The organism is Pseudomonas sp. PDM02 (assembly GCF_014852285.1).
GTDB classification, from domain to species: Bacteria; Pseudomonadota; Gammaproteobacteria; order Pseudomonadales; family Pseudomonadaceae; genus Aquipseudomonas; species Aquipseudomonas migulae.
Genome location: NZ_JACVBL010000006.1, coordinates 81999 through 107144 on the forward strand (window position 1 = coordinate 81999; position 25146 = coordinate 107144).

Genomic DNA, 25146 nt, shown 5'->3' on the forward strand with positions numbered 1-25146 from the left:
CCGGACATTCCGGGTTTTTTATTGCGTCGCAAATTATTGCGGCGAGGTTTCCAGCGGTTCTGGCGTCGGGACTGGAACGGTTTCTACGCCGTCCACGTCCTTCTGGATCTGATCCAGCAACGAACCTGGCTTGACCGGTTTTTCCGGTTTCGGCTTCTCGGCGTTTTCAACAGGAGCGGTCACGTTAGTGCCACTGTCCTTGCCGAGAATGGCTTCGTCCCGGCTCACGCCTGGCATGAAATCACCAGAGAGGCTGACAAGTTGGTCATTTGGGTTGAAGATAACGCTAATGCGTTCCTGTTGGCGTTCACCGCCACCGGGTTGCAGGCTGTACAGATAATCCCAGCGATCGGCATGGAACGTGTCGGTCAACAGGGGGTTGCCCATGATAAACCGTACTTGCTTACGGGTCATTCCCGGGCGTAACTGGTTTATCATGTCCTGCGTGACGACATTGCCCTGCTGGATGTCGATTTTGTAAACCCCGGGGAATGAACAACCGGCGAGTGCGAGCAGTCCCACAAAGGTGAAACTGGTTAGCAAGAGCTTGGTGTTTTGCATCGGTGGGCGACTTCCACTATCTTGGCTGGGACAACGTAAACGCCGATCATACCCGCATTAAGAGAAGCTGCGAAGCAGCATCGCGAGAAAGCTGACCATGGTTGAAAATAGCGAACTACGCAAAGCCGGTCTCAAAGTGACCCTTCCACGGGTCAAAATTCTGCAAATGCTCGATTCCGCCGAGCAACGCCACATGAGTGCCGAGGATGTTTACAAGGCGCTGATGGAGGCTGGTGAGGACGTCGGTCTGGCCACGGTTTACCGTGTACTGACTCAGTTCGAGGCAGCTGGCCTTGTGGTGCGGCACAACTTCGACGGAGGCCATGCGGTCTTCGAGCTGGATGACGGCAAGCATCACGACCATATGGTCAACGTCGAAACCAGCGAAGTGATCGAATTCTTCGACGAAGAAATCGAGCGCCTGCAGAAAGCCATCGTCGACAAGTACGGTTTCGAGATGGTCGATCACAATCTGGTGCTGTACGTGCGCAAGAAAAAGTAAGCATGTCGCGCGAATTTCACATTCGCGAAACGAACGAAGGCGACCCCAGGGTCGCCTTCGTGCTGTCTGCCGTTCTTAAATCTTTGCGGTAACGACCATTTTTTTCGCGTGCGCCAGGGATTCCTTGGTGAGGTCGATGCCGCCGAGCATCCGCGCGACTTCTTCAACGCGATCATTCTTGCTCAGCTTGGAGACGGCTGTGTGGGTCGCCTCTTCGCCACGCACCTTGTGCACAAATAGATGCTGATGCCCTTGCGCCGCCACTTGCGGCAAGTGAGTCACTGTCAGCACCTGTCCGCGCTCACCGAGGCGACGCAGTAACTGGCCGACAATCTCCGCCGTCGGGCCGCCGATGCCTACGTCCACTTCGTCGAATACCAGGGTGGGTACGCGCGAGGTCTGTGCGGTGATCACCTGAATCGCCAGGCTGATCCGCGACAGCTCACCACCCGAGGCTACTTTGGCCAAAGCTTTCAAGGGCTGGCCGGGGTTGGCGCTGACCAGCAGTTCTACCTGTTCGAGCCCGTTAGGCAGCAACTCATCGCTGCTGTTGGGGCGCAACTCGATGGTGAAGCGGCCGCCGGGCATGCCCAGTCGCTGGATTTCCTGCTCCACGGCGCTGGCCAGGCTGCTGGAGGCTTGGTGGCGCAGATCGCTCAGTTCGCGAGCCTTCTCCTGATAATGGCGGGCATAAGAGGCCAGCTCATCGCTCAGGCGCTCGATGGATTCATCATTGGCATTGAGGGTTTCAATTTCATCCAGCAAGCGCTGCTGCATCTCGGCGACCTCGGTCGGCTGGATGCGGTGCTTGCGCGCCATGGTGTAGATCGCATCGAGGCGTTCTTCCAGGTACTGCAGGCGCGCCGGGTCGGCATCGAAGTTATCGAGGAAGCGATTCAGTTCGCCCACAGCCTCTTCAACCTGGATCTGCGCACTGGTCAGCAAACTGCTGGCTTCACCCAGCGCGCCGATCGAGTTGTTCACGCTCGACAGGCGGTTGAGGCTGGCGGTCAGGGCGTTCAGGACATTGCCTGAATCACTTTCGCTGCATTGTTCGACCACTTGCCGGCAGATGCCCAGCAGGGTTTCGGCGTTGGTCAGGTTCTTGTGTTCCTGCTCCAACTGCTCCAGCTCGTTGTCACCGAGGCCGAGATTTTCCAGCTCTTCGAGTTGATAGCTGAGCAGTTGATGGCGGGCGCGTTGTTCATCGCCGGAGTTGGAGAGGCGCTCCAGTTCCTGGCGAGTCTGGCGCCAGCGCTGGGCGGCCAATTGCACCTGGCGGGCAAGGTCGGTGGCGCCGGCGTATTCGTCGAGCAGGCGGCGGTGAGTATCGGTCTTGAGCAGGGATTGGTGCTCGTGCTGGCTGTGGATATCGATCAGCAACTCGCCCAGGGCCTTGAGATCACCAAGCGGGCAGGGCGTGCCATTGATATAGCCGCGGGAGCGCCCTTCGGCGGTGATCACCCGGCGCAGAATGCACGGGCCGTCGCTTTCAAGGTCGCGCTCGGCCAGCCAGGCACTGGCTTCGGGAATATCGACCAGGTCGAAGGTGGCCAGGATGTCGGCCTTGTCGGCGCCCGGGCGGACCACGCCACTGTCGGCGCGATCGCCCAGGGTCAGGCCGAGGGCGTCGAGCATGATCGACTTGCCGGCGCCGGTTTCCCCTGTGATCACACTCATCCCGCGATCGAGTTCGAGATCGAGATGTTCAACGATGGCGTAATTGTGTACGGACAGGTGCACCAGCATAAAGGCCGCTCCCAGGCTTTAGGTCTGGTTATTTATACAGTGTTTTATTTGCGGCTGACAATGCCCTCTCTTAGCTCGATTTGATTGATCCGACGAAATCGTTAGCGCATCGGGAAATGACAATGCAGCTGTTTTTTGTAGGGTTAATCACAACAAACCCCTTGAAGCTGATTTTTGCGGCCCCATATAGCTGGGCAGAAGCGCGAGTTGAGCTCGCGGACGATATTGAAAGGAGAAATCTATGGCTGACGAACAGACAGTGGATACGCAAAATCAAGAAGCCAACCAGGGCTCCGCGGCTTCGGGTGAAGACCTCGCGGCTCGTGTACAAGTGCTCGAAGAGCAACTGGCAGGCGCGCAGGATCAGGCTTTGCGTGTTGCCGCCGATCTGCAGAACGTCCGCCGTCGCGCCGAGCAGGATGTCGAAAAGGCTCACAAATTCGCTCTGGAAAAATTTGCCGGTGATCTGCTGCCGATCATCGACAGCCTTGAGCGTGGTCTGGAGTTGTCCAACCCGGACGATGAAAGCATCCGCCCAATGCGCGAAGGCATCGAGCTGACCCTGAAAATGTTCCAGGACACCCTGAAGCGTTATCAGCTGGAAGCGATCGACCCGCATGGCGAACCGTTCAACGCCGTTCTTCATCAGGCAATGGCCATGCAGGAAAGCGCTGACGTCGAGCCGAACAGCGTGCTCAAGGTGTTCCAGAAGGGCTACCAGCTCAATGGTCGTCTGCTGCGCCCGGCCATGGTCGTGGTCAGCAAGGCACCGGCACCGGTTTCGCCTTCGATTGACGAGCAGGCTTGAAATTAGCCGCAAGGCCCCCATTTAGAAGTCAAGCGTTTAAGTGCTACCGCAGTTAGCCACCACTGCTGCGGCAACCAAATCCAAAGTTTCGGGAGAGTGAACATGGGCAAAATTATCGGTATCGACCTGGGGACTACCAACTCCTGCGTCTCCGTGCTTGAAAACGGCGTAGCCAAAGTTATTGAAAACGCTGAAGGCGCGCGTACCACGCCGTCGATCATCGCTTACGCCAACGACGGCGAAATCCTCGTTGGTCAGTCGGCCAAGCGTCAGGCTGTGACCAATCCGCACAACACCCTGTATGCGGTGAAGCGTCTGATCGGTCGTCGTTTCGACGAAGAGGTCGTACAGAAAGACATTCAGATGGTCCCTTACAAGATCGTCAAGGCTGACAACAGCGACGCATGGGTTCAGGTGAACGACCAGAAAATGTCGCCGCCACAGATCTCGGCTGAAATTCTGAAGAAAATGAAGAAGACCGCCGAAGACTACCTCGGCGAGCCAGTGACCGAAGCGGTGATCACCGTTCCGGCCTACTTCAACGACAGCCAGCGCCAGGCGACCAAAGACGCCGGCCGCATCGCGGGCCTGGACGTTAAACGTATTATCAACGAACCAACCGCAGCCGCTCTGGCTTACGGTATGGACAAGGCGAAAGGCGATCACACCGTGATCGTTTACGACTTGGGCGGCGGTACTTTCGACGTTTCCGTGATCGAAATCGCTGAAGTCGATGGCGAGCACCAGTTCGAAGTATTGGCCACCAACGGTGACACGTTCCTGGGCGGTGAAGACTTTGACATTCGTCTGATCGACTACCTCGTCGACGAATTCAAGAAAGAAAGCGGCATGAACCTCAAAGGTGACCCGCTGGCCATGCAGCGCCTGAAAGAAGCCGCTGAAAAAGCCAAGATCGAACTGTCTTCGAGCATGTCGACCGACGTGAACCTGCCGTACATCACTGCAGACGCCACCGGTCCTAAGCACTTGAACGTGAAAATCTCCCGCGCCAAGCTGGAAGCGCTGGTTGAAGACCTGGTTCAACGCACCATCGAACCTTGCCGTATCGCTCTGAAAGACTCCGGCATCGAAGTTGGCTCGATCAACGACGTGATCCTGGTAGGCGGTCAGACCCGTATGCCACTGGTTCAGAAGCTGGTGACCGAGTTCTTCGGCAAAGAAGCACGTAAAGACGTGAACCCGGACGAAGCTGTTGCCATGGGTGCTGCTATCCAGGGCGCCGTATTGGCCGGTGACGTGAAAGACGTTCTGCTGCTGGACGTCAGCCCGCTGACCCTGGGTATCGAAACCATGGGTGGCGTGATGACCGCGCTGATCGAGAAAAACACCACGATTCCTACCAAGAAATCGCAAGTGTTCTCGACTGCCGACGACAACCAGGGCGCCGTGACCATCCACGTGCTGCAAGGCGAGCGTAAGCAAGCCGCCCAGAACAAGTCCCTGGGCAAGTTCGACCTGGCCGAGATTCCACCAGCACCACGTGGCGTGCCACAAATCGAAGTGACCTTCGACATCGACGCCAACGGCATCCTGCACGTAGGCGCCAAAGACAAGGCCACCGGCAAGGCTCAATCGATCGTGATCAAGGCAAACTCCGGTTTGTCCGATGAAGAGATCGAGAAAATGATTCGCGATGCTGAAGCGAACTCCGAGGAAGACCGCAAGTTCGAAGAGCTGGCCACTGCCCGCAACCAGGGCGATGCACTGGTTCACTCGACTCGCAAAATGGTCACTGAAGCAGGCGACAAAGTGACTGCTGAAGAGAAGACTGCAATCGAAGCTGCTGTTGTTGCTCTGGAAGCCGCTGTTAAAGGCGACGACAAAGCTGCAATCGAAGCCAAGGTTGAAGAGCTGTCGAAAGTCTCCGCTCCAGTGGCGCAGAAGATGTACGCCGAACAGGCTCAGCCTGCTGAAGGCGCAGCACCGCACGACGAAAAAGCTGAAAAAGCCGACGACGTTGTCGATGCCGAGTTCGAAGAAGTCAAAGACCACAAGTAAGTTGTTGGTCGCCCGGTTGACTGCCTTTAGGCGGTGACTGGTAGGATGTCGCCGCGCGGGAGCCTGCTCCCGCGTTGGCGTGTCTGGAGTACACGAATTTTTACAGCATGCGACAAGTTCGTGTGCTGGTGGTATGGCCGGGAATGCTCCTGCTTTTCGAGCCGAAAGTACCGCAATGAATCAAAGACCAGGATCGTTGAATTGACGTGAGTTGGGTCCGGGCCTGTATTGGGGCTCAACGAGTTCGGCAGGGCTCAGGAGAGGTTTGCCGAACGTCCTTAAGAGTGCAAAGACTTATGGCAAAGCGTGACTATTACGAAGTATTGGGTGTTGAGCGTGGCACAAGCGAAGCGGACCTGAAAAAGGCCTACCGTCGCTTGGCGATGAAGCACCACCCGGACCGTAATCCCGATGACAAAGCGTCGGAAGAGATGTTCAAGGAGGCCAACGAGGCCTACGAAGTGCTGTCCGATTCCAGCAAGCGCGCGGCGTACGACCAATACGGTCATGCCGGTGTCGACCCAAGCATGGGTGGCGGCGGTGCCGGGTTTGGCGGTCAGAATTTCTCCGACATCTTTGGCGATGTCTTCAGTGACTTCTTCGGTGGCGGTCGCGGCGGTGCTCGTGGCGGCGCTCAACGCGGCAGCGACCTGCGTTACACCCTGGAACTGAATCTGGAAGAAGCGGTACGCGGTACCACCGTGAATATCCGCGTTCCGACACTGGTCAATTGCAAGCCGTGCGATGGTTCGGGTGCCAAGAAAGGCTCTTCGCCAGTCACTTGCCCGACGTGCGGCGGTATCGGTCAGGTCCGTATGCAGCAAGGTTTCTTCTCGGTGCAGCAGACCTGCCCGCGCTGCCATGGCCAGGGCAAGATCATTTCCGACCCGTGCAACTCCTGCAACGGTGACGGTCGCGTTGAAGAGTACAAAACCCTTTCCGTGAAAGTACCGGCCGGTGTCGACACCGGTGACCGCATTCGTCTGTCCGGCGAAGGCGAGGCGGGCGCTCAGGGTGGTCCGACGGGCGATCTGTATGTGGTGATCAACGTGCGCGAGCACGCGATCTTCCAGCGTGACGGCAAGCACTTGTTCTGCGAAGTGCCGATCAGTTTCGTCGATGCAGCGTTGGGTGGCGAGCTGGAGATTCCGACCCTTGATGGTCGGGTCAAACTGAAAATCCCTGAGGGGACTCAGACCGGCAAGCAGTTCCGTGTTCGCGGCAAAGGCGTTGCGCCTGTGCGTGGCGGCGGTGCCGGTGACCTGATGTGCCGTGTGGCGGTGGAAACCCCGGTCAATCTGGGCCGTCGTCAGCGCGAATTGCTGGAAGAGTTCCGCAGCTCCCTGGCAGACGACAACAGCCATTCGCCGAAAACCACCGGTTGGTTCGAAGGCGTGAAGCGCTTCTTCGGCGATCTGTAAGGAGTGAGCATGCGACGTATAGCTGTGATGGGCGCCGCTGGCCGCATGGGCAAGATCCTGGTCGAAGCGGTGCAGCAACGCGCACCGCTGACGGGTCTGACAGCCGCCATCGTGCGCCCTGGCAGCACGCTGATTGGCGTGGATGCTGGCGAGCTGGCTTCGCTGGGGCGTATCGGTGTGCCGTTGTCCGGTAATCTGGATGCGGTCGCGGATGAATTCGATGTGTTGATCGATTTCACGCTGCCGGAAGTCATGCTGAAAAACCTGGCGTTCTGCCGCAAGGCGGGCAAAGCCATGGTCATCGGCACGACGGGGCTCGATGCTGCGCAGAAGCAGTTGCTGGCCGAGGCGGGCAAGGACATTCCTATCGTGTTCGCGGCCAACTTCAGTGTTGGTGTGAACCTGTCGCTGAAGCTGCTCGACATGGCTGCGCGCGTGCTGGGTGATGATGCAGACATCGAAATCATCGAAGCTCATCATCGGCACAAGATCGATGCGCCTTCCGGCACCGCCCTGCGTATGGGTGAGGTAATTGCCAGTGCGCTGGATCGTGACCTGCAGAAGGTCGCGGTCTACGGGCGTGAAGGCCACACCGGTGTGCGCGAGCGTGAAACGATCGGTTTTGCCACTGTGCGCGGCGGTGATGTGGTCGGTGATCACACCGTGCTGTTCGCCTGTGAGGGCGAGCGCCTGGAAATCACGCATAAAGCGTCCAGTCGCATGACCTTCGCCAAGGGCGCTGTGCGTGCGGCGTTGTGGCTGGACAGTCGTGAGCCTGGCCTCTACGACATGCAAGACGTGCTCGACCTGCGTTAAGATGCAGCCGAAACCGGGTTCCAACATTGCGTTTGGGCCCGGTTTTATTACGCCAAGCGACGTCCTGTCGCATTCTCCGGCCTTTAGGGCTCATTGGCGGTAGACCAAAAAAGCCTTTTTCTGTAAGCTACAGCTTTAGTGTGTCCACTAAAAGCGCGCAGAATAATTCAGTGAAGAAGCGGGGTGACGTGTCCATACGTCACTCCGCTTTTTTACAACCTGCGATCGCCCTTTCAGGCTTTATTTACGGGAGGTCTTCTTGACTAAGCCAGCCATACTCGCCCTTGCTGATGGCAGCATTTTTCGCGGCGAAGCCATTGGAGCCGACGGTCAAACCGTTGGTGAGGTGGTGTTTAACACCGCAATGACCGGCTATCAGGAAATCCTTACCGATCCTTCCTACGCCCAACAGATCGTTACCCTGACTTACCCGCACATCGGCAACACCGGCACCACGCCGGAAGACGCCGAGTCCGATCGCGTCTGGTCCGCTGGCCTGGTCATCCGTGACCTGCCGCTGGTTGCGAGCAACTGGCGTAACACGATGTCCCTGTCCGACTACCTGAAAGCCAACAACGTTGTGGCAATCGCCGGTATCGACACCCGCCGCCTGACGCGCATCCTGCGTGAGAAAGGCGCGCAGAACGGCTGCATCATGGCCGGTGACAACATTTCCGAAGAAGCGGCCATCGCCGCGGCTCAAGGCTTCCCGGGCCTCAAAGGCATGGACCTGGCGAAAGTCGTCAGCACCAAGGAAACCTACGAGTGGCGCTCGACTGTCTGGGAGTTGAAAACCGACAGCCACGCGACCATCGACGCTTCCGAGCTGCCGTACCACGTGGTTGCCTACGACTACGGCGTCAAGCTCAACATCCTGCGCATGCTGGTCGAGCGCGGTTGCCGTGTGACCGTGGTGCCGGCGCAAACGCCTGCCGCTGACGTGCTGGCGATGAAGCCGGACGGCGTGTTCCTGTCCAACGGCCCTGGCGACCCGGAGCCTTGCGACTACGCGATCCAGGCGATCAAGGATGTGCTGGAAACCGAGATTCCGGTATTCGGCATCTGCCTCGGTCACCAACTGCTGGCCCTGGCCTCCGGCGCCAAGACCCTGAAAATGGGCCACGGCCACCACGGTGCCAACCACCCGGTCCAGGATCTGGACAGCGGCGTGGTGATGATCACCAGCCAGAACCACGGTTTTGCCGTAGACGAAGCGACCCTGCCAGCCAACGTTCGTGCGATTCACAAATCGCTGTTCGACGGCACCCTGCAAGGCATCGAGCGTACCGACAAGAGCGCCTTCAGCTTCCAGGGTCACCCGGAAGCCAGCCCTGGCCCGAACGACGTAGCGCCATTGTTCGATCGCTTCATCAACGAAATGGCCAAGCGACGCTGATCGCTCGCCTTGATGCAGCAAAGCTTGAGGGCGGTCCCGACATCGGCGGCCCCCTCAAGGCTTCAAGGATTGAACAAGACGGCTTGCCGACTGACCTGCGGATTTGAGTGACAAACCCATGCCAAAACGTACAGACATTAAAAGCATCCTGATTCTCGGCGCTGGCCCGATCGTTATCGGCCAGGCCTGCGAATTCGACTACTCCGGCGCCCAGGCCTGCAAAGCCCTGCGCGAAGAGGGTTACCGCGTCATCCTGGTGAACTCCAACCCAGCGACCATCATGACCGACCCGGACATGGCCGACGCCACCTACATCGAACCGATCAAATGGCAGACCGTTGCCAAGATCATCGAGAAAGAGCGTCCGGACGCGCTGCTGCCAACCATGGGCGGCCAGACCGCTCTGAACTGCGCACTGGACCTGGAGCGCGAAGGCGTTCTGGAGAAGTTCGGCGTAGAGATGATCGGCGCCAACGCTGACACCATCGACAAGGCTGAAGACCGTTCGCGTTTCGACAAGGCGATGAAATCCATCGGCCTGGACTGCCCGCGTTCGGGTATCGCCCACAGCATGGAAGAGGCCAACGCCGTTCTTGAGCGCCTGGGCTTCCCGTGCATCATCCGTCCGTCCTTCACCATGGGCGGCACCGGCGGCGGTATCGCTTACAACCGTGAAGAGTTCGAAGAAATCTGCGCCCGTGGTCTGGACCTGTCGCCGACCAAAGAGCTGCTGATCGACGAATCCCTGATCGGCTGGAAAGAATACGAGATGGAGGTTGTCCGCGATAAGAAGGACAACTGCATCATCGTCTGCTCCATTGAAAACTTTGACCCGATGGGCGTGCACACCGGTGACTCGATCACTGTTGCGCCGGCACAGACCCTGACGGACAAGGAATACCAGATCATGCGTAACGCCTCCCTGGCGGTACTGCGCGAGATCGGCGTGGAAACCGGCGGTTCCAACGTTCAGTTCGGCATCTGCCCGGACACTGGTCGTATGGTCGTTATCGAGATGAACCCGCGGGTATCCCGTTCCTCGGCCCTGGCCTCGAAAGCCACCGGTTTCCCGATTGCGCGTATCGCTGCCAAGCTGGCGATCGGCTATACCCTGGACGAGCTGCAGAACGAAATCACCGGGGGCGCTACTCCGGCGTCGTTCGAGCCGTCGATCGACTACGTCGTCACCAAGCTGCCACGTTTCGCTTTCGAGAAATTCCCGAAAGCCGACGCACGCCTGACCACTCAAATGAAGTCGGTCGGTGAAGTCATGGCCATCGGCCGGACCTTCCAGGAATCCCTGCAGAAAGCCCTGCGCGGCCTGGAAGTGGGCGTTTGCGGCCTGGACGAGAAGCTCGACCTGGGCAACCCGGAAAGCATGAGCATCCTCAAGCGCGAACTGACCGTGCCGGGCGCCGAGCGCATCTGGTACGTGGCTGACGCCTTCCGCGCCGGCCTGTCGGTCGAAGACATCTTCGGCATGAACATGATCGACCCGTGGTTCCTGGTACAGATCGAAGATCTGATCAAGGAAGAAGAGAAGGTCAAGACCCTGGGTCTGGCCAGCATCGACCGCGACCTGATGTTCAAGCTCAAGCGCAAAGGCTTCTCGGACATGCGTCTGGCCAAGCTGCTGGGCGTGACCGAAAAAGCGTTGCGTCGCCACCGTCACAAGCTGGAGATCTTCCCGGTCTACAAGCGCGTTGACACCTGCGCTGCCGAGTTCGCCACCGACACCGCCTACATGTACTCGACTTACGAGGAAGAGTGCGAAGCCGCGCCGTCGGGCCGCGACAAGATCATGATCCTCGGCGGCGGTCCAAACCGTATCGGCCAGGGCATCGAGTTCGACTACTGCTGCGTACACGCGGCACTGGCCCTGCGCGAAGACGGTTACGAGACCATCATGGTCAACTGCAACCCGGAAACGGTTTCCACCGACTACGACACCTCCGATCGCCTGTACTTCGAACCAGTAACCCTGGAAGACGTGCTGGAAATCTGCCGGGTCGAGAAGCCAAAAGGTGTGATCGTCCAGTACGGCGGCCAGACTCCACTGAAACTGGCTCGTGCCCTGGAAGAAGCCGGCGTGCCGATCATCGGCACCAGCCCTGACGCCATCGACCGTGCCGAAGACCGTGAGCGCTTCCAGCAAATGGTTGAGCGTCTGAACCTGCGTCAGCCGCCAAACGCCACCGTGCGCAGCGAAGACGAAGCGATTCGTGCCGCGGCCAAGATCGGCTACCCGCTGGTGGTTCGTCCGTCCTACGTACTGGGCGGCCGTGCGATGGAAATCGTCTACGAAGAAGAAGAACTCAAGCGCTACCTGCGTGACGCAGTGAAAGTGTCCAACGACAGCCCGGTGCTGCTCGACCACTTCCTCAACTGCGCCATCGAAATGGACGTGGATGCGGTCTGCGACGGCACCGACGTGGTGATCGGCGCGATCATGCAGCACATCGAGCAGGCCGGTGTTCACTCCGGTGACTCCGCATGCTCCCTGCCGCCGTACTCGCTGCCTGCGCACATCCAGGACGAGATGCGCGAACAGGTCAAGAAAATGGCCCTGGAGCTGGGCGTTGTCGGCCTGATGAACGTTCAGTTGGCGCTGCAAGGCGAAGACATCTACGTCATCGAAGTCAACCCGCGCGCTTCCCGTACCGTACCGTTCGTGTCCAAGTGCATCGGTGTTTCCCTGGCAATGATCGCGGCACGCGTCATGGCCGGTAAAACCCTGAAAGAAATCGGCTTCACCAAAGAAATCATCCCGAACTTCTACAGTGTGAAAGAGGCGGTCTTCCCGTTCGCCAAATTCCCTGGCGTGGACCCGATCCTGGGCCCAGAGATGAAGTCCACCGGTGAAGTGATGGGCGTGGGCGACACCTTCGGCGAAGCGTTCGCCAAGGCTCAGATGGGCGCCAGCGAAGTGCTGCCGACCGGCGGTACCGCGTTCATCAGCGTGCGTGACGACGACAAGCCACTGGTTGCAGGCGTGGCCCGTGATCTGATCAACTTGGGCTTCGAAGTGGTTGCCACTGCCGGTACTGCCAAGCTGATCGAAGCCGCAGGCCTGAAAGTGCGCCGTGTGAACAAGGTGACTGAAGGTCGTCCGCACGTGGTCGACATGATCAAGAACGACGAAGTCACCCTGATCATCAACACCACCGAAGGTCGCCAGTCGATTGCTGACTCGTACTCCATTCGTCGTAATGCCTTGCAGCACAAAATCTACTGCACCACCACCATTGCTGCTGGCGAAGCCATCTGCGAAGCGCTGAAGTTCGGTCCCGAGAAGACCGTACGCCGCTTGCAGGATCTACACGCAGGATTGAAGGCATGATCAAGTACCCAATGACCGTCCAGGGCGCGAAAGCCCTGGAAGAAGAACACGCCCACCTGACCAAGGTCGTCCGTCCGAAGCTCAGCCAGGACATCGGTACGGCCCGGGAATTGGGTGACTTGAAGGAAAACGCCGAATACCACGCTGCTCGCGAGCAGCAAGGTATGGTCGAGGCGCGGATTCGTGACATCGAAGGCCGGATTCAGAATCAGGTCATCATCGACGTCACGAGCATTCCTCACACCGGTAAAGTGATTTTCGGCACCACCGTTGAAATCGCCAACGTCGAGACCGATGAGCGCGTCACTTACCACATCGTGGGTGAGGACGAGGCTGACTTCAAACTCGGCAAGATTTCGGTAGGTTCGCCATTGGCCCGTGCCTTGATTGCCAAGGAAGAGGGTGATGTGGTTGCTGTGAAAACGCCGGGTGGCGTTATCGAGTACGAGATTGTCGAAGTCCGCCACATCTGAAAGAAGGCGCCCGCTGCGTGCGGGCGCCATGCTTTGGCAGCTGACTCAGATGTTGTGGGTCGGCGGCTTGTGGCTGTTACACATCGGTCTGCTGCCGGTGCTGGGCCAAATTGGCCTGGCGCCGCTGCTGATCGAAGAAATTGCAGGCATGCTGAATGCGCTGATGGTGGGTTTCGCCTCGGCGTGTGTAATTTTTCAGGCTTTGGTGCTGGTTCAGGCCGAGGGCCTTGCCAGTCTATGGCGCGATATTCGCGGGCAACTGCTGATGATGGCGCTGTATGCGTGCGCGATGTTTTTCGCGGTGCGTGTCGGCTGGCCGGATGCAGTGCGTTGGCAGGTGTTCAGCTACCTTGTTCTGGGCTTTTCCGGGCTGGTGCTGGTCTTGCAGCCGGTACCGGGATGGAGCGGCAGGGTGCGCGAAGCACACCCTTGACCCTTGCCATCACTTGAAGCGATGGACGTTCGACAGCTGCTTGTTGACGCTGAAGTTCTTGCGGTAAATCAGTGCCATCTTGCCGATGACTTGAACCAGATCCGCTTTGCCGACCTTGCAGAGTTCTGCAATGGACGCCAGGCGCGATTCGCGATCGAGGATGTTGAGCTTGATCTTGATCAGCTCGTGATCCGCCAAAGCGCGTTCAAGTTCGGCTAGCACACCTTCAGTCAGACCGTTGTCAGCCACAATCAAAACTGGTTTCAGATGGTGGCCAATGGATTTGTACTGTTTCTTCTGCTCTTGAGTGAGCGGCATAATCTGACCCTTTCGTCTGGATTCTGTAAAATGGCGGCCATTTTACCCGAGGGTTCGTGGATCCGCCCAACTAATCACGACCCTTATCATCGAGGTGCCCAATGGCGCGTTCCAAGACAAGCCTTGGTTGGCTGAAAAGACATGTCAACGATCCCTATGTGAAGCAGGCGCAGAAGGATGGTTACCGCTCGCGTGCGAGTTACAAGCTTCTGGAGGTCCAGGAGAAATACAAGCTGATCCGTCCGGGTATGAGCGTTGTCGACCTGGGGGCGGCGCCCGGCGGCTGGTCGCAGGTCACCAGTCGGCTGATCGGTGGTCAGGGGCGTCTGATCGCCTCGGACATCCTGGAAATGGACAGCATTCCGGACGTGACTTTCATCCAGGGTGACTTCACCGAGGACAAAGTGCTCGCTCAGATCCTTGAGGCCGTCGGTAATTCGCAGGTGGACCTTGTGATTTCCGATATGGCCCCCAATATGAGTGGTACGCCTGAAGTGGACATGCCAAAAGCCATGTTTCTATGTGAGCTGGCTCTTGATCTGGCTGCCCGGATACTCAAGCCGGGTGGTAATTTCGTGATCAAGGTGTTTCAGGGCGAAGGGTTTGATGCTTACGTGAAGGACGCTCGTCAGAAATTCGACAAGGTCCAGATGATCAAGCCGGACTCTTCCCGTGGCAGTTCCCGCGAGCAATACATGCTGGCTTGGGGCTACCGCGGTCGTAGTGAGTAAATCGAGGTTTTTTTGCAGGGCGATAGGTTTTTCGTATTTCGCCTTGTGGGAATTAGCGAATATTGTGTAGGAAGTGTTTCACAAAGGGTTACAGACGGCGCCTGCCAGTGTTGTAGGTAATGTAGTAAGTTAGGCCGGTGAATATCATGCGAAGCGCGCGCCATTAGCGGCGCTTGCTTCAGAGGGTAGTTAATTGAACGATATGGCAAAGAATCTGATCCTGTGGTTGATCATCGCGGCTGTCCTGGTGACAGTGATGAACAACTTCTCCAGCCCTAACGAGCCGCAGACCCTCAACTATTCCGACTTCATCCAGCAGGTCAAGGATGGCAAGGTCGAGCGCGTAGCCGTTGATGGCTATGTGATTACCGGTAAGCGCAACGATGGCGACAGCTTCAAGACCATTCGTCCTGCGATCCAGGACAACGGTCTGATCGGCGATCTCGTGGACAACCACGTGGTAGTCGAAGGCAAGCAGCCTGAGCAGCAAAGCATCTGGACTCAACTGCTGGTCGCGAGCTTCCCGATCCTGGTGATCATCGCCGTGTTCATGTTCTTCATGCGGCAGATGCAGGGCGGTGCCGGAGGCAAGGGCGGGCCGATGAGCTTCGGCAAGAGCAAGGCGCGCCTGCTCTCCGAAGACCAGGTGAAAACTACCCTGGCTGACGTTGCCGGTTGCGACGAAGCCAAGGAAGAAGTCGGCGAGCTGGTCGAATTCCTCCGCGATCCGGGCAAGTTCCAGCGTCTGGGCGGCCGCATTCCTCGCGGCGTGCTGATGGTCGGTCCTCCGGGTACCGGTAAAACCTTGCTGGCCAAGGCAATTGCCGGTGAAGCCAAGGTGCCGTTCTTCACCATTTCCGGTTCCGACTTTGTCGAAATGTTCGTCGGTGTCGGTGCCAGCCGTGTTCGCGACATGTTCGAGCAAGCCAAAAAACACGCGCCATGCATCATCTTCATCGATGAAATCGACGCCGTCGGTCGCCACCGTGGCGCCGGCATGGGCGGTGGTCACGATGAGCGCGAGCAGACTCTCAACCAGTTGCTGGTAGAGATGGACGGCTTCGAAATGAATGACGGCATCATCGTCATCGCTGCAACCAACCGTCCGGACGTACTGGACCCTGCGTTGCTGCGTCCGGGCCGTTTCGACCGTCAGGTTGTGGTCGGGCTGCCGGATATCCGCGGTCGCGAGCAAATTCTCAAGGTCCACATGCGCAAAGTGCCAATGGGTGACGACGTCGCTCCGGCCGTGATCGCTCGTGGTACTCCTGGTTTCTCCGGTGCCGACCTCGCCAACCTGGTGAACGAGGCGTCGCTGTTCGCCGCCCGTACCGGCAAGCGCATTGTCGAGATGAAAGAATTCGAACTGGCGAAAGACAAGATCATGATGGGCGCCGAGCGCAAATCCATGGTCATGTCCGAGAAAGAGAAGCAGAACACCGCCTATCACGAAGCAGGCCATGCCATTGTTGGTCGCGTCGTGCCTGAGCATGACCCGGTCTACAAAGTGTCGATCATCCCGCGCGGTCGTGCGCTGGGTGTGACCATGTTCCTGCCGGAAGAAGATCGCTACAGCCTGTCCAAGCGTGCGTTGATAAGCCAGATCTGCTCGCTGTACGGCGGCCGTATCGCTGAAGAGATGACTTTGGGCTTTGACGGTGTCACCACCGGTGCATCCAACGACATCATGCGTGCCAGTCAGATTGCACGGAACATGGTGACCAAGTGGGGTCTGTCGGAGAAACTCGGTCCGTTGATGTACGCCGAAGAAGAGGGCGAAGTGTTCCTCGGTCGCGGCGGCGGTGGTCAGAGTGCAAGCTTCTCCGGTGAGACAGCCAAACTGATCGACTCCGAAGTGCGCAGCATCATTGATCAGTGCTACGGCACGGCCAAACAGATCCTCACGGATAACCGTGACAAGCTCGACGCCATGGCTGATGCCCTGATGAAGTACGAAACGATCGATGCCGATCAGATCGACGACATCATGGCGGGTCGTACGCCTCGCGAACCTCGCGACTGGTCGGGCGGCACCGGTACCTCCGGAACGCCTCCGGTGGTGCAGGATGAGCGCCCGGAAACTCCGATCGGCGGTCCGGCTGCTGACGTTTAAGGTTTGAAATGACTTCTGTTCAGTCCTCGACCCGGTTGCCTTGCGGCAACCGGGTTCTTGATTTGGCCCAGACGCATGTCATGGGCATTCTCAATGTCACCCCTGATTCCTTTTCCGATGGCGGCCAATACAGCCAGCTCGATGCGGCCTTGCGCCACGCCGAAGCCATGGTGCTGGCCGGTGCGACGCTGATTGATGTCGGTGGTGAGTCGACCCGGCCCGGTGCCAGGGCGGTTTCGCCGCTCGAAGAACTGGAGCGCGTAGCGCCAATCGTCGAGCGCATCAACCGCGAGCTGGATGTGATTATCTCGGTCGATACTTCCACGCCAGCGGTCATGCGTGAAGCGGCGCGGCTGGGTGCGGGTTTGATCAATGACGTCCGCTCGTTGCGTCGAGAGGGCGCTCTGGATGCGGCGGCCGCCACTGGCCTGCCGGTCTGTCTGATGCATATGCTCGGTGAGCCGGGCGACATGCAGGACAATCCGCATTATCAGGATGTCACCCGAGAGGTCGGCGAGTTTCTTGTCGAGCGCATGGCGCAGTGTGCGTCAGTCGGAATTCCGGCTGAGCGGATCATCCTGGATCCGGGTTTCGGCTTCGCCAAAACCTTGCAGCACAACCTGAGCTTGTTCAAACATATGGAAGTCCTGCATGCCTTGGGGCGGCCCCTGTTGGTCGGGGTTTCGCGAAAGAGCATGATAGGTCAGGCCTTGAATCGCCCGGTCGGTGAGCGACTGCATGGCGGTTTGGCACTCGCGGCGCTGGCTTCATTCAAGGGGGCGCGTATATTGCGCGTCCATGATGTGGCCGAAACCGTCGATGTGGTGCGGATGATTGCCGCAGTGGAATCAGCCGAATAAGAATGATGGAGCACTTATGACTAAGAAATATTTTGGCACCGACGGTATTCGTGGTCGGGTCGGCGTGTACCCGATTACCCCTGAATTCATGCTCAAGCTCGGCTGGGCTGCGGGCATGGCGTTCCGCAAAATGGGCGCCTGCAAAGTGTTGGTAGGCAAGGACACCCGGATCTCGGGATACATGTTCGAATCGGCGCTCGAGGCCGGGCTGACTTCGGCGGGTGCCGACGTGATGCTCCTGGGCCCGATGCCGACGCCGGCCATCGCCTACCTGACACGTACGTTCCATGCCGAAGCAGGCATCGTGATCAGTGCCTCGCACAATCCTCACGATGACAACGGCATCAAGTTTTTCTCCGGCAAGGGCACCAAGCTGCCGGATGAAGTCGAGCATATGATCGAAGAGTTGCTCGACACCCCGATGACCGTGGTTGAGTCGAGCAAGATCGGCAAAGTGTCGCGAATCAACGATGCTTCGGGCCGTTATATTGAATTCTGCAAGAGCAGCGTGCCGACCGGCACCAGCTTTACGGGCCTGAAGATCGTGATCGATTGCGCTCACGGTGCGACCTACAAAGTGGCACCGAGTGTGTTCCGCGAGTTGGGCGCCGAGGTTGTTGTGCTTTCAGCGCAGCCAAACGGCCTGAACATCAATGACAACTGCGGTTCGACCCATATGGGTCAGTTGCAGGCTGCCGTTCTTGCCGAACATGCTGATCTCGGTATTGCGTTCGATGGTGATGGCGACCGGGTCCTGATGGTCGATCACACGGGTGCTGTTGTCGATGGTGACGAGCTGCTGTTCATCATCGCCCGCGACTTGCATGAGCGTGATCTGCTGAAAGGCGGTGTGGTCGGAACATTGATGAGTAACCTGGGGCTGGAGCTGGCCCTGGCAGATCTGTCGATTCCGTTTGTGCGCGCCAACGTCGGTGACCGTTATGTGATCGCGGATCTGCTGGAACGCAATTGGCTGGTCGGTGGCGAGAACTCGGGTCATATCGTCTGCTTCAATCACACCACCACCGGTGATGCGATCATTGCCGCATTGCAGGTGCTGATGGCATTGCAGACTCGCTCCGAAGGGCTGGCTCAAGCCCGTCAGTCGCTGCGCAAGTGTCCTCAGGTGCTGATCAACGTGCGTTTCAGTGGCGGTGCGAGCCCGCTGGATCATCCGTCGGTCAAAGAGGCCAGCGAGCGCGTTACCAAGGCCATGGCCGGGCGTGGGCGCGTGCTGTTGCGCAAGTCCGGCACCGAGCCGTTGGTGCGTGTCATGGTCGAAGGCGAGGACGAAACACAGGTTCGCGGCTACGCCGAAGAGCTGGCAAAACTGGTTACTGAAGTTTCTGCCTGAATTCGGCTTGCCAGCCATGATTGTGTTGGGTAACATCTGCGCCCACTTTGACCGACGAGGTACAGCATGCGTCGCCCTATGGTAGCTGGTAACTGGAAGATGCACGGTACCCGCGCCAGCGTCGCTGAGCTGATCAACGGCCTGAGTCATTTGGCCTTGCCGAGCGGTGTTGATGTCGCGGTATTCCCGCCTTTCCTGCATATCAATCAAGTGATTGAAGGTTTGAAAGGCAAGTCGATTTCGGTCGGCGCGCAGAACTCTGCAGTGGAATCCATGCAAGGCGCTTTGACCGGCGAAGTTGCACCGAGTCAGTTGGTGGATGCAGGTTGTACCTTTGTACTTGTCGGGCATTCCGAGCGCCGCCAAATGGGCGAGCAGGACGGAATGCTGATTCGCAAGTTCGCAGCGGCACAGGCATGTGGCTTGATTCCAGTGTTGTGTATAGGGGAGACCCTGGAGCAACGCGAAGCTGGGAAAACTCTTGAGGTTGTCGGGCGTCAGCTTGGCAGTATCATTGAGGAGCTGGGTGTTGGTGCTTTTGCAAATGCAGTCATTGCTTACGAACCGGTCTGGGCCATTGGTACCGGGCTGACTGCTTCGCCACAACAGGCGCAGGATGTGCACGCAGCCATTCGCGCTCAGTTGGCGGCAGAGAATTCTGAGGTCGCACAAGGTGTGCGGCTTCTATACGGCGGCAGCGTGAAGGCGGCCAATGCGGTCGAACTGTTCGGCATGCCGGATATCGATGGGGGGCTCATTGGTGGAGCTTCCCTGAATGCAGATGAGTTCGGTGCGATTATTCGCGCCGCGGGAAACTGAAAAAATGCTGGAAACAGTCGTAGTCGTTTTTCATCTGCTGGGTGCATTGGGCGTAGTTGCTCTGGTATTGCTGCAGCAGGGTAAGGGTGCGGATGCTGGCGCGTCTTTCGGAGCAGGTGCTTCAAATACTGTGTTCGGAAGCCAAGGTTCCTCTACCTTTCTTAGTAAGTTTACTGCTATACTTGCCGCCGGTTTCTTCATAACCAGCTTAGGGTTAGGTTACTTTGCTAAAGAGAAGGCTCACCAGCTGACTCAAGTAGGTTTGCCAAATCCAGCAGTGTTGGAAGTTCCAAAGCAACAACCGGCTTCTGATGATGTACCGGTGCTTCAAGAGCAAAAGTCGGCTACTCCAGCGACTGACGTACCTCCAGCTCAAGAGCAAAAGTAAGAAGGGTTTCAAACGTAGTATTGCCGAGGTGGTGGAATTGGTAGACACGCAACCTTGAGGTGGTTGTGCCCATAGGGTGTAGGGGTTCGAGTCCCCTTCTCGGTACCAATTATCAGGAGAGCCCGCTGTTGCGGGCTTTCTTGTAGGTGGAAGGTTACATTGACCCTGTCAGGGATCGGTCGTATACTTCCGCCCCAGCTTTGTCGCGGGGTGGAGCAGTCTGGTAGCTCGTCGGGCTCATAACCCGAAGGTCGTCGGTTCAAATCCGGCCCCCGCAACCAGTTTAAGGAGCCCCTTTTAAGGGGCTTTTTGTTAGCTGGACACTTTCTACGCCGCTGTTCGACGGCGTTTCAAGGATGGGCGTTTCGCCCATTTTTTTATTTTGCATAGCATGCACATACATGCACGAGGGGGTTCAGGTGTCGAGCAAGCTAGAAGAGTTGCAGGCCTTGTTGGCCCCGGTGGTCGTGGCCCTAGGCTATGAATGCTGGGGTATTGAGTTTTCGGCTCAAGGTCGCCACTCAATGTTGCGCGTTTATATTGATAAAGAAGGCGGCGTGCTGGTGGACGATTGCGCCATCGTCAGCCGTCAGATCAGCGGTGTCCTGGATGTTGAAGATCCAATCGCCGTTGAGTACACCCTTGAAGTTTCCTCGCCTGGCATGGAACGCCCGCTGTTCACTATTGAGCAGTTTGCAAAATTTGCCGGTGAACAAGTGAAGATCAGGCTGCGCTCGCCTTTTGAAGGGCGACGCAACTTTCAGGGCCTTCTGCGCGGTGTAGAAGAGCAGGATGTCGTGGTGCAGGTAGAAGACCACGAGTTCCTGTTGCCGATCGATATGATCGACAAGGCCAACATTATTCCCAGTTTTGACTGAGACGCGGATCCCGCGGATCCAATGGCTTGCGAAAGGCGAGGCGTACGATGAGCAAAGAAGTACTGCTGGTTGTTGAGTCGGTATCCAATGAAAAGGGCGTACCGGCAAACGTAATTTTTGAAGCGCTGGAGCTGGCTCTGGCCACTGCTACCAAAAAGCGTTTCGAGGACGAAGTCGATCTGCGTGTGGAAATCAATCGCCACACCGGTGCTTACGAGACCTTCCGTCGCTGGACGGTTGTCGAAGAAGCAGATCTGGACGATCCGGCCATCGAAACCTGGCCGAGCAAGGTTGCCGAAACGCATCCTGGTGCCCAGGTTGGTGATGTAGTCGAAGAAAAAATCGAATCCATCGAGTTCGGCCGCATTGCTGCACAGACTGCCAAGCAAGTCATCGTGCAGAAAGTTCGCGAAGCCGAGCGCGCTCAAGTCGTTGACGCCTATCGCGAGCGCCTGGGGGAAATCATCTCCGGCACCGTGAAGAAAGTGACCCGCGACAATGTGATCGTCGACCTGGGCAACAACGCTGAAGCGTTGCTGGCTCGTGAAGACATCATCTCTCGCGAAACCTTCCGGGTTGGCGTGCGTCTGCGTGCGCTGCTCAAGGAAATCCGCACCGAGAACCGCGGCCCGCAGCTGATCCTGTCGCGTACCGCGCCGGAAATGCTGATCGAGTTGTTCCGCATCGAAGTGCCGGAAATCGCTGAAGGCCTGATCGAAGTAATGGCTGCCTCCCGTGACCCGGGTTCGCGCGCCAAGATCGCGGTCCGCTCCAAGGACAAACGCATCGACCCGCAGGGCGCTTGCATCGGTATGCGCGGTTCGCGCGTCCAGGCAGTGTCGGGTGAGTTGGGCGGTGAGCGTGTTGATATCGTCCTGTGGGACGACAACCCGGCTCAGTTCGTAATCAACGCCATGTCCCCGGCTGAGGTTGCGGCAATTATCGTTGACGAAGATGCCCATGCAATGGACATCGCCGTTGGCGCAGACAATCTGGCTCAGGCCATCGGTCGCGGTGGTCAGAACGTGCGTCTGGCTAGCCAGTTGACTGGCTGGACCCTGAACGTGATGACCGAATCGGACATCCAGGCTAAGCAGCAAGCAGAAACCGGCGACATCCTGCGCAACTTCATCGACGAGCTGGAAGTCGACGAAGACCTGGCACAGGTGCTGGTAGATGAAGGCTTCACCAGCCTGGAAGAGATTGCCTACGTACCGTTGGAAGAAATGCTCAACATCGACGGCTTTGACGAAGAAACCGTCAACGAGCTTCGCGCTCGTGCCAAGGATCGTTTGTTGACCAAAGCCATCGCTACTGAGGAAAAGCTGGCAGACGCCCATCCGGCCGAAGACCTGCTCTCGCTTGAGGGTATGGACAAGGATTTGGCGATGGAACTGGCGGTGCGCGGCGTAATTACCCGCGAAGACCTGGCCGAGCAGTCTATTGACGACCTGCTCGACATCGACGGCATTGACGATGATCGTGCCGGCAAGTTGATCATGGCCGCCCGAGCCCACTGGTTCGAGTAATTAGGCGCGGCCTGAGGAGAGAAGTGCATGACGCAAGTCACGGTGAAACAACTGGCCGATGAGGTCAAAACACCGGTAGAGCGCCTGTTGCAGCAGATGCGTGAGGCAGGTCTGCCGCACACCGCCGCCGAAGAACATGTGACTGACAGTGAGAAGCAATCTTTGCTGACTCACTTGAAAAGCAGCCACAAGGCGAAAGTGGAAGAACCACGCAAGATCACACTGCAGCGTAAAACCACCAGCACCCTGCGTGTTGCTGGCAGCAAAAGCATCAGTGTTGAAGTCCGTAAAAAGAAAGTTTTCGTACAACGCAGCCCGGAAGAAATCGAAGCCGAGCGCAAACGCGAACTGGATGAACGTCGCGCAGTAGAAAATGCTGCTCGTCAGAAGGCTGAAGAAGAAGCCAAGCGTCGCGCCGAAGAAGAAGCGCGTCGCCAGCCTGCTGCTGCGCAAACCGCTACCAACGACGCTGTTGCGGCGCCGGTTGCCGTTGCCGAGCCAGTGCGTGAAAGCGCTCCGGTGGTTGCAGCTGCTCCAGCTCCGTCTGCTGACGTTCGCAACAAGCAGAACGAACAGCGCCGTCCGGACAAACCACGTGCCGACGATAACAATCGTCGTGGCAGTGGCGATGGCGAGCGCAAAAACGCTCCGCATCGTGCTTCGGTTAAAGAGAAAGCGCCTGCTCCACGTGTTGCGCCACGTACTACCGACGAAGAAAGCGATGGCTTCCGTCGTGGTGGTCGCGGCAAGGCCAAGCTGAAGAAACGCAACGCTCACGGTTTCCAGAGCCCAACCGGCCCTGTAGTGCGCGAAGTGAAGATCGGCGAGACCATCACTGTTGGCGATCTTGCCCAGCAGATGTCGGTCAAGGCAGCTGAAATCATCAAGTTCATGTTCAAACTGGGTACCCCAGCGACCATCAACCAGGTACTGGATCAGGAAACTGCCCAACTGGTTGCCGAAGAGCTGGGCCACAAAGTGACCCTGGTCAGCGACACCGCCCTGGAAGATTCCCTGGCCGAGTCCCTGAAGTTTGAAGGTGAAGCGTTCTCCCGTGCTCCGGTCGTGACCGTAATGGGCCACGTTGACCACGGTAAGACCTCGCTGCTCGACTACATCCGTCGTGCCAAGGTTGCTGCTGGCGAAGCCGGCGGTATCACCCAGCACATCGGCGCGTACCACGTTGAAACCGAACGCGGCATGGTCACCTTCCTCGACACCCCAGGTCACGCCGCGTTTACCGCCATGCGTGCTCGTGGTGCCAAGGCGACCGACATCGTGATCCTGGTGGTTGCAGCGGACGACGGCGTGATGCCGCAGACCGTTGAAGCCGTTCAGCACGCCAAGGCTGCCGGTGTTCCGCTGGTTGTAGCTGTGAACAAAATCGACAAGCCGGGCGCCGATCTCGATCGCATCCGTAGCGAACTGTCGGTTCACGGCGTGACTTCGGAAGAGTGGGGCGGCGACACCCCGTTCGTATCGGTTTCGGCGAAAGTCGGTACTGGCGTGGACGAGTTGCTCGAAGCTGTTCTGCTGCAAGCTGAAGTTCTCGAACTGAAAGCAACTCCGTCGGCTCCGGGTCGTGGCGTTGTGGTTGAATCGCGTCTCGACAAAGGTCGTGGCCCGGTTGCTACCGTTCTGGTTCAAGACGGTACCCTGCGCCAAGGCGACATGGTCCTGGTCGGTTCGAACTATGGCCGTGTACGTGCCATGCTCGACGAGAACGGCAAGCCAATCAAAGAAGCCGGTCCTTCCATCCCTGTCGAGATCCTCGGCCTGGACGGTACGCCGGATGCTGGCGACGAGATGAGCGTGGTTGCCGACGAGAAGAAAGCCCGTGAAGTGGCTCTGTTCCGTCAAGGCAAGTTCCGCGAAGTCAAGCTGGCCCGTGCTCACGCCGGCAAGCTTGAAAACATCTTCGAGAACATGGGTCAGGAAGAGAAGAAGACGCTCAACATCGTCCTCAAATCCGACGTCCGTGGTTCGCTGGAAGCGTTGAACGGTGCCTTGAATGGCCTGGGTAACGACGAAGTGCAAGTGCGTGTTGTCGGTGGCGGTGTCGGTGGTATCACCGAGTCCGACGCTAACCTGGCACTGGCCTCCAACGCTGTACTGTTCGGCTTCAACGTGCGTGCCGATGCCGGCGCTCGCAAGATCGTCGAGCAGGAAGGTCTGGATATGCGTTACTACAACGTGATCTACGACATCATCGAAGACGTCAAGAAAGCCCTGACCGGTATGCTCGGCAGTGATGTTCGCGAGAACATCCTGGGTGTGGCCGAAGTGCGTGACGTGTTCCGTTCGCCGAAGTTTGGCGCGATCGCCGGTTGCATGGTTATCGAAGGTGTTGTTCACCGTAACCGTCCAATCCGTGTACTGCGTGAAGACATCGTTATCTTCGAAGGCGAGCTGGAATCCCTGCGCCGCTTCAAGGATGACGCTTCCGAAGTACGTGCCGGCATGGAATGCGGTATCGGCGTGAAGAGCTACAACGACGTCAAAGTCGGTGACAAGATCGAAGTCTTCGAGAAGGTTCAGGTTGCTCGCAGCCTCTAACTCGCGCACTTCAAGGGCCACGATGGGCCGCTGCATGCAAATGCGCGGCACAGCGTCAGGACTCTAAACGCAACGCCCGGTC

Annotated in this window: 21 protein-coding genes and 2 tRNA genes; 20 read left to right on the forward strand and 3 right to left on the reverse strand. The window is 58.0% G+C overall.

All coding sequences use genetic code 11. From position 1 onward, the window contains the following. Window positions 1-33: 33 nt before the first annotated feature. A complete protein-coding gene (locus IB245_RS12125; protein ID WP_008029791.1) occupies window positions 34-561 on the reverse strand; it encodes an outer membrane protein assembly factor BamE in 528 nt (175 codons plus the stop codon). Window positions 562-658: 97 nt separating this feature from the next. On the opposite strand from IB245_RS12125, the gene fur reads away from it, so the two are divergent. Then, window positions 659-1063 (forward strand): ferric iron uptake transcriptional regulator, encoded by a 405-nt coding sequence (fur, locus tag IB245_RS12130; RefSeq protein WP_003197684.1) that lies wholly within the window; start codon window positions 659-661, stop codon window positions 1061-1063. Window positions 1064-1138: 75 nt separating this feature from the next. Here the strand turns inward: fur and recN are convergent, their stop codons facing one another. Then, window positions 1139-2812, reverse strand: a complete 1674-nt coding sequence (recN, locus tag IB245_RS12135; protein WP_007942901.1) for a DNA repair protein RecN — start codon at window positions 2810-2812, stop codon at window positions 1139-1141. 241 nt (window positions 2813-3053) lie between these two features. Between recN and grpE the strand changes: the two genes are divergently transcribed. The 8 genes from grpE to IB245_RS12175 all read left to right on the forward strand — a co-directional run bounded on the left by grpE (window position 3054) and on the right by IB245_RS12175 (window position 13518). Further along, window positions 3054-3620, forward strand: a complete 567-nt coding sequence (gene grpE, locus IB245_RS12140) for a nucleotide exchange factor GrpE (RefSeq protein ID WP_008029789.1) — start codon at window positions 3054-3056, stop codon at window positions 3618-3620. Window positions 3621-3722: 102 nt separating this feature from the next. Then, window positions 3723-5639, forward strand: coding sequence for a molecular chaperone DnaK (gene dnaK, locus IB245_RS12145; RefSeq protein ID WP_192227689.1), 1917 nt, complete (start codon window positions 3723-3725; stop codon window positions 5637-5639). A gap of 296 nt (window positions 5640-5935) precedes the next feature. Next, the gene (gene dnaJ, locus IB245_RS12150; protein ID WP_008029785.1) at window positions 5936-7060 is read left to right on the forward strand and encodes a molecular chaperone DnaJ; all 1125 of its coding nucleotides are present in this window, start codon (window positions 5936-5938) and stop codon (window positions 7058-7060) included. A gap of 9 nt (window positions 7061-7069) precedes the next feature. Beyond that, window positions 7070-7876 (forward strand): 4-hydroxy-tetrahydrodipicolinate reductase, encoded by an 807-nt coding sequence (dapB, locus tag IB245_RS12155; protein WP_008036522.1) that lies wholly within the window; start codon window positions 7070-7072, stop codon window positions 7874-7876. Between the two features lie 259 nt (window positions 7877-8135). Continuing rightward, a complete protein-coding gene (gene carA, locus IB245_RS12160) occupies window positions 8136-9272 on the forward strand; it encodes a glutamine-hydrolyzing carbamoyl-phosphate synthase small subunit (RefSeq protein ID WP_008029779.1) in 1137 nt (378 codons plus the stop codon). 118 nt (window positions 9273-9390) lie between these two features. Then, complete coding sequence (gene carB / locus IB245_RS12165) at window positions 9391-12612, forward strand: carbamoyl-phosphate synthase large subunit (RefSeq protein WP_008029777.1); 3222 nt, start codon at window positions 9391-9393, stop codon at window positions 12610-12612. Next, on the forward strand, window positions 12609-13085 hold the full coding sequence (gene greA, locus IB245_RS12170; protein ID WP_008029775.1) for a transcription elongation factor GreA: 477 nt from the start codon (window positions 12609-12611) through the stop codon (window positions 13083-13085). Before carB ends, greA begins: the two co-directional genes overlap by 4 nt. A gap of 28 nt (window positions 13086-13113) precedes the next feature. Beyond that, window positions 13114-13518 (forward strand): MFS transporter, encoded by a 405-nt coding sequence (locus tag IB245_RS12175; RefSeq protein ID WP_192227690.1) that lies wholly within the window; start codon window positions 13114-13116, stop codon window positions 13516-13518. A 9-nt stretch (window positions 13519-13527) separates the two neighbouring features. On the opposite strand, the gene IB245_RS12180 is transcribed toward IB245_RS12175, so the two are convergent. Then, entirely contained in the window at window positions 13528-13836 is a 309-nt protein-coding gene (locus IB245_RS12180; RefSeq protein ID WP_007942889.1) for a YhbY family RNA-binding protein, read from the reverse strand. Between the two features lie 101 nt (window positions 13837-13937). Between IB245_RS12180 and rlmE the strand changes: the two genes are divergently transcribed. From rlmE to infB, 11 genes are all read left to right on the forward strand, one after another. Further along, window positions 13938-14567: a 23S rRNA (uridine(2552)-2'-O)-methyltransferase RlmE gene (gene rlmE / locus IB245_RS12185; protein WP_192227691.1), complete on the forward strand. Its 630-nt coding sequence runs from the start codon at window positions 13938-13940 to the stop codon at window positions 14565-14567. Between the two features lie 202 nt (window positions 14568-14769). Then, window positions 14770-16680 (forward strand): ATP-dependent zinc metalloprotease FtsH, encoded by a 1911-nt coding sequence (ftsH, locus tag IB245_RS12190; protein ID WP_032828773.1) that lies wholly within the window; start codon window positions 14770-14772, stop codon window positions 16678-16680. A gap of 8 nt (window positions 16681-16688) precedes the next feature. Continuing rightward, a complete protein-coding gene (folP, locus tag IB245_RS12195) occupies window positions 16689-17540 on the forward strand; it encodes a dihydropteroate synthase (protein WP_192227692.1) in 852 nt (283 codons plus the stop codon). Between the two features lie 16 nt (window positions 17541-17556). Then, window positions 17557-18894 (forward strand): phosphoglucosamine mutase, encoded by a 1338-nt coding sequence (gene glmM / locus IB245_RS12200; RefSeq protein ID WP_192227693.1) that lies wholly within the window; start codon window positions 17557-17559, stop codon window positions 18892-18894. Between the two features lie 66 nt (window positions 18895-18960). Then, window positions 18961-19713, forward strand: a complete 753-nt coding sequence (gene tpiA, locus IB245_RS12205; protein WP_008024463.1) for a triose-phosphate isomerase — start codon at window positions 18961-18963, stop codon at window positions 19711-19713. A gap of 4 nt (window positions 19714-19717) precedes the next feature. Next, window positions 19718-20101 carry a preprotein translocase subunit SecG gene (gene secG, locus IB245_RS12210; protein ID WP_017336473.1) on the forward strand — a complete coding sequence of 128 codons (384 nt, stop codon included), beginning with the start codon at window positions 19718-19720 and terminating at the stop codon, window positions 20099-20101. A gap of 22 nt (window positions 20102-20123) precedes the next feature. Then, window positions 20124-20209, forward strand: a tRNA-Leu gene (locus IB245_RS12215). Between the two features lie 96 nt (window positions 20210-20305). Continuing rightward, window positions 20306-20382: transfer RNA gene (locus tag IB245_RS12220), tRNA-Met, on the forward strand. A 138-nt stretch (window positions 20383-20520) separates the two neighbouring features. Then, complete coding sequence (gene rimP / locus IB245_RS12225; protein WP_032828556.1) at window positions 20521-20979, forward strand: ribosome maturation factor RimP; 459 nt, start codon at window positions 20521-20523, stop codon at window positions 20977-20979. Window positions 20980-21026: 47 nt separating this feature from the next. Continuing rightward, a complete protein-coding gene (gene nusA, locus IB245_RS12230) occupies window positions 21027-22508 on the forward strand; it encodes a transcription termination factor NusA (protein WP_008024459.1) in 1482 nt (493 codons plus the stop codon). A gap of 27 nt (window positions 22509-22535) precedes the next feature. Then, entirely contained in the window at window positions 22536-25064 is a 2529-nt protein-coding gene (gene infB / locus IB245_RS12235) for a translation initiation factor IF-2 (RefSeq protein ID WP_008024457.1), read from the forward strand. Window positions 25065-25146 lie beyond the last annotated feature (82 nt).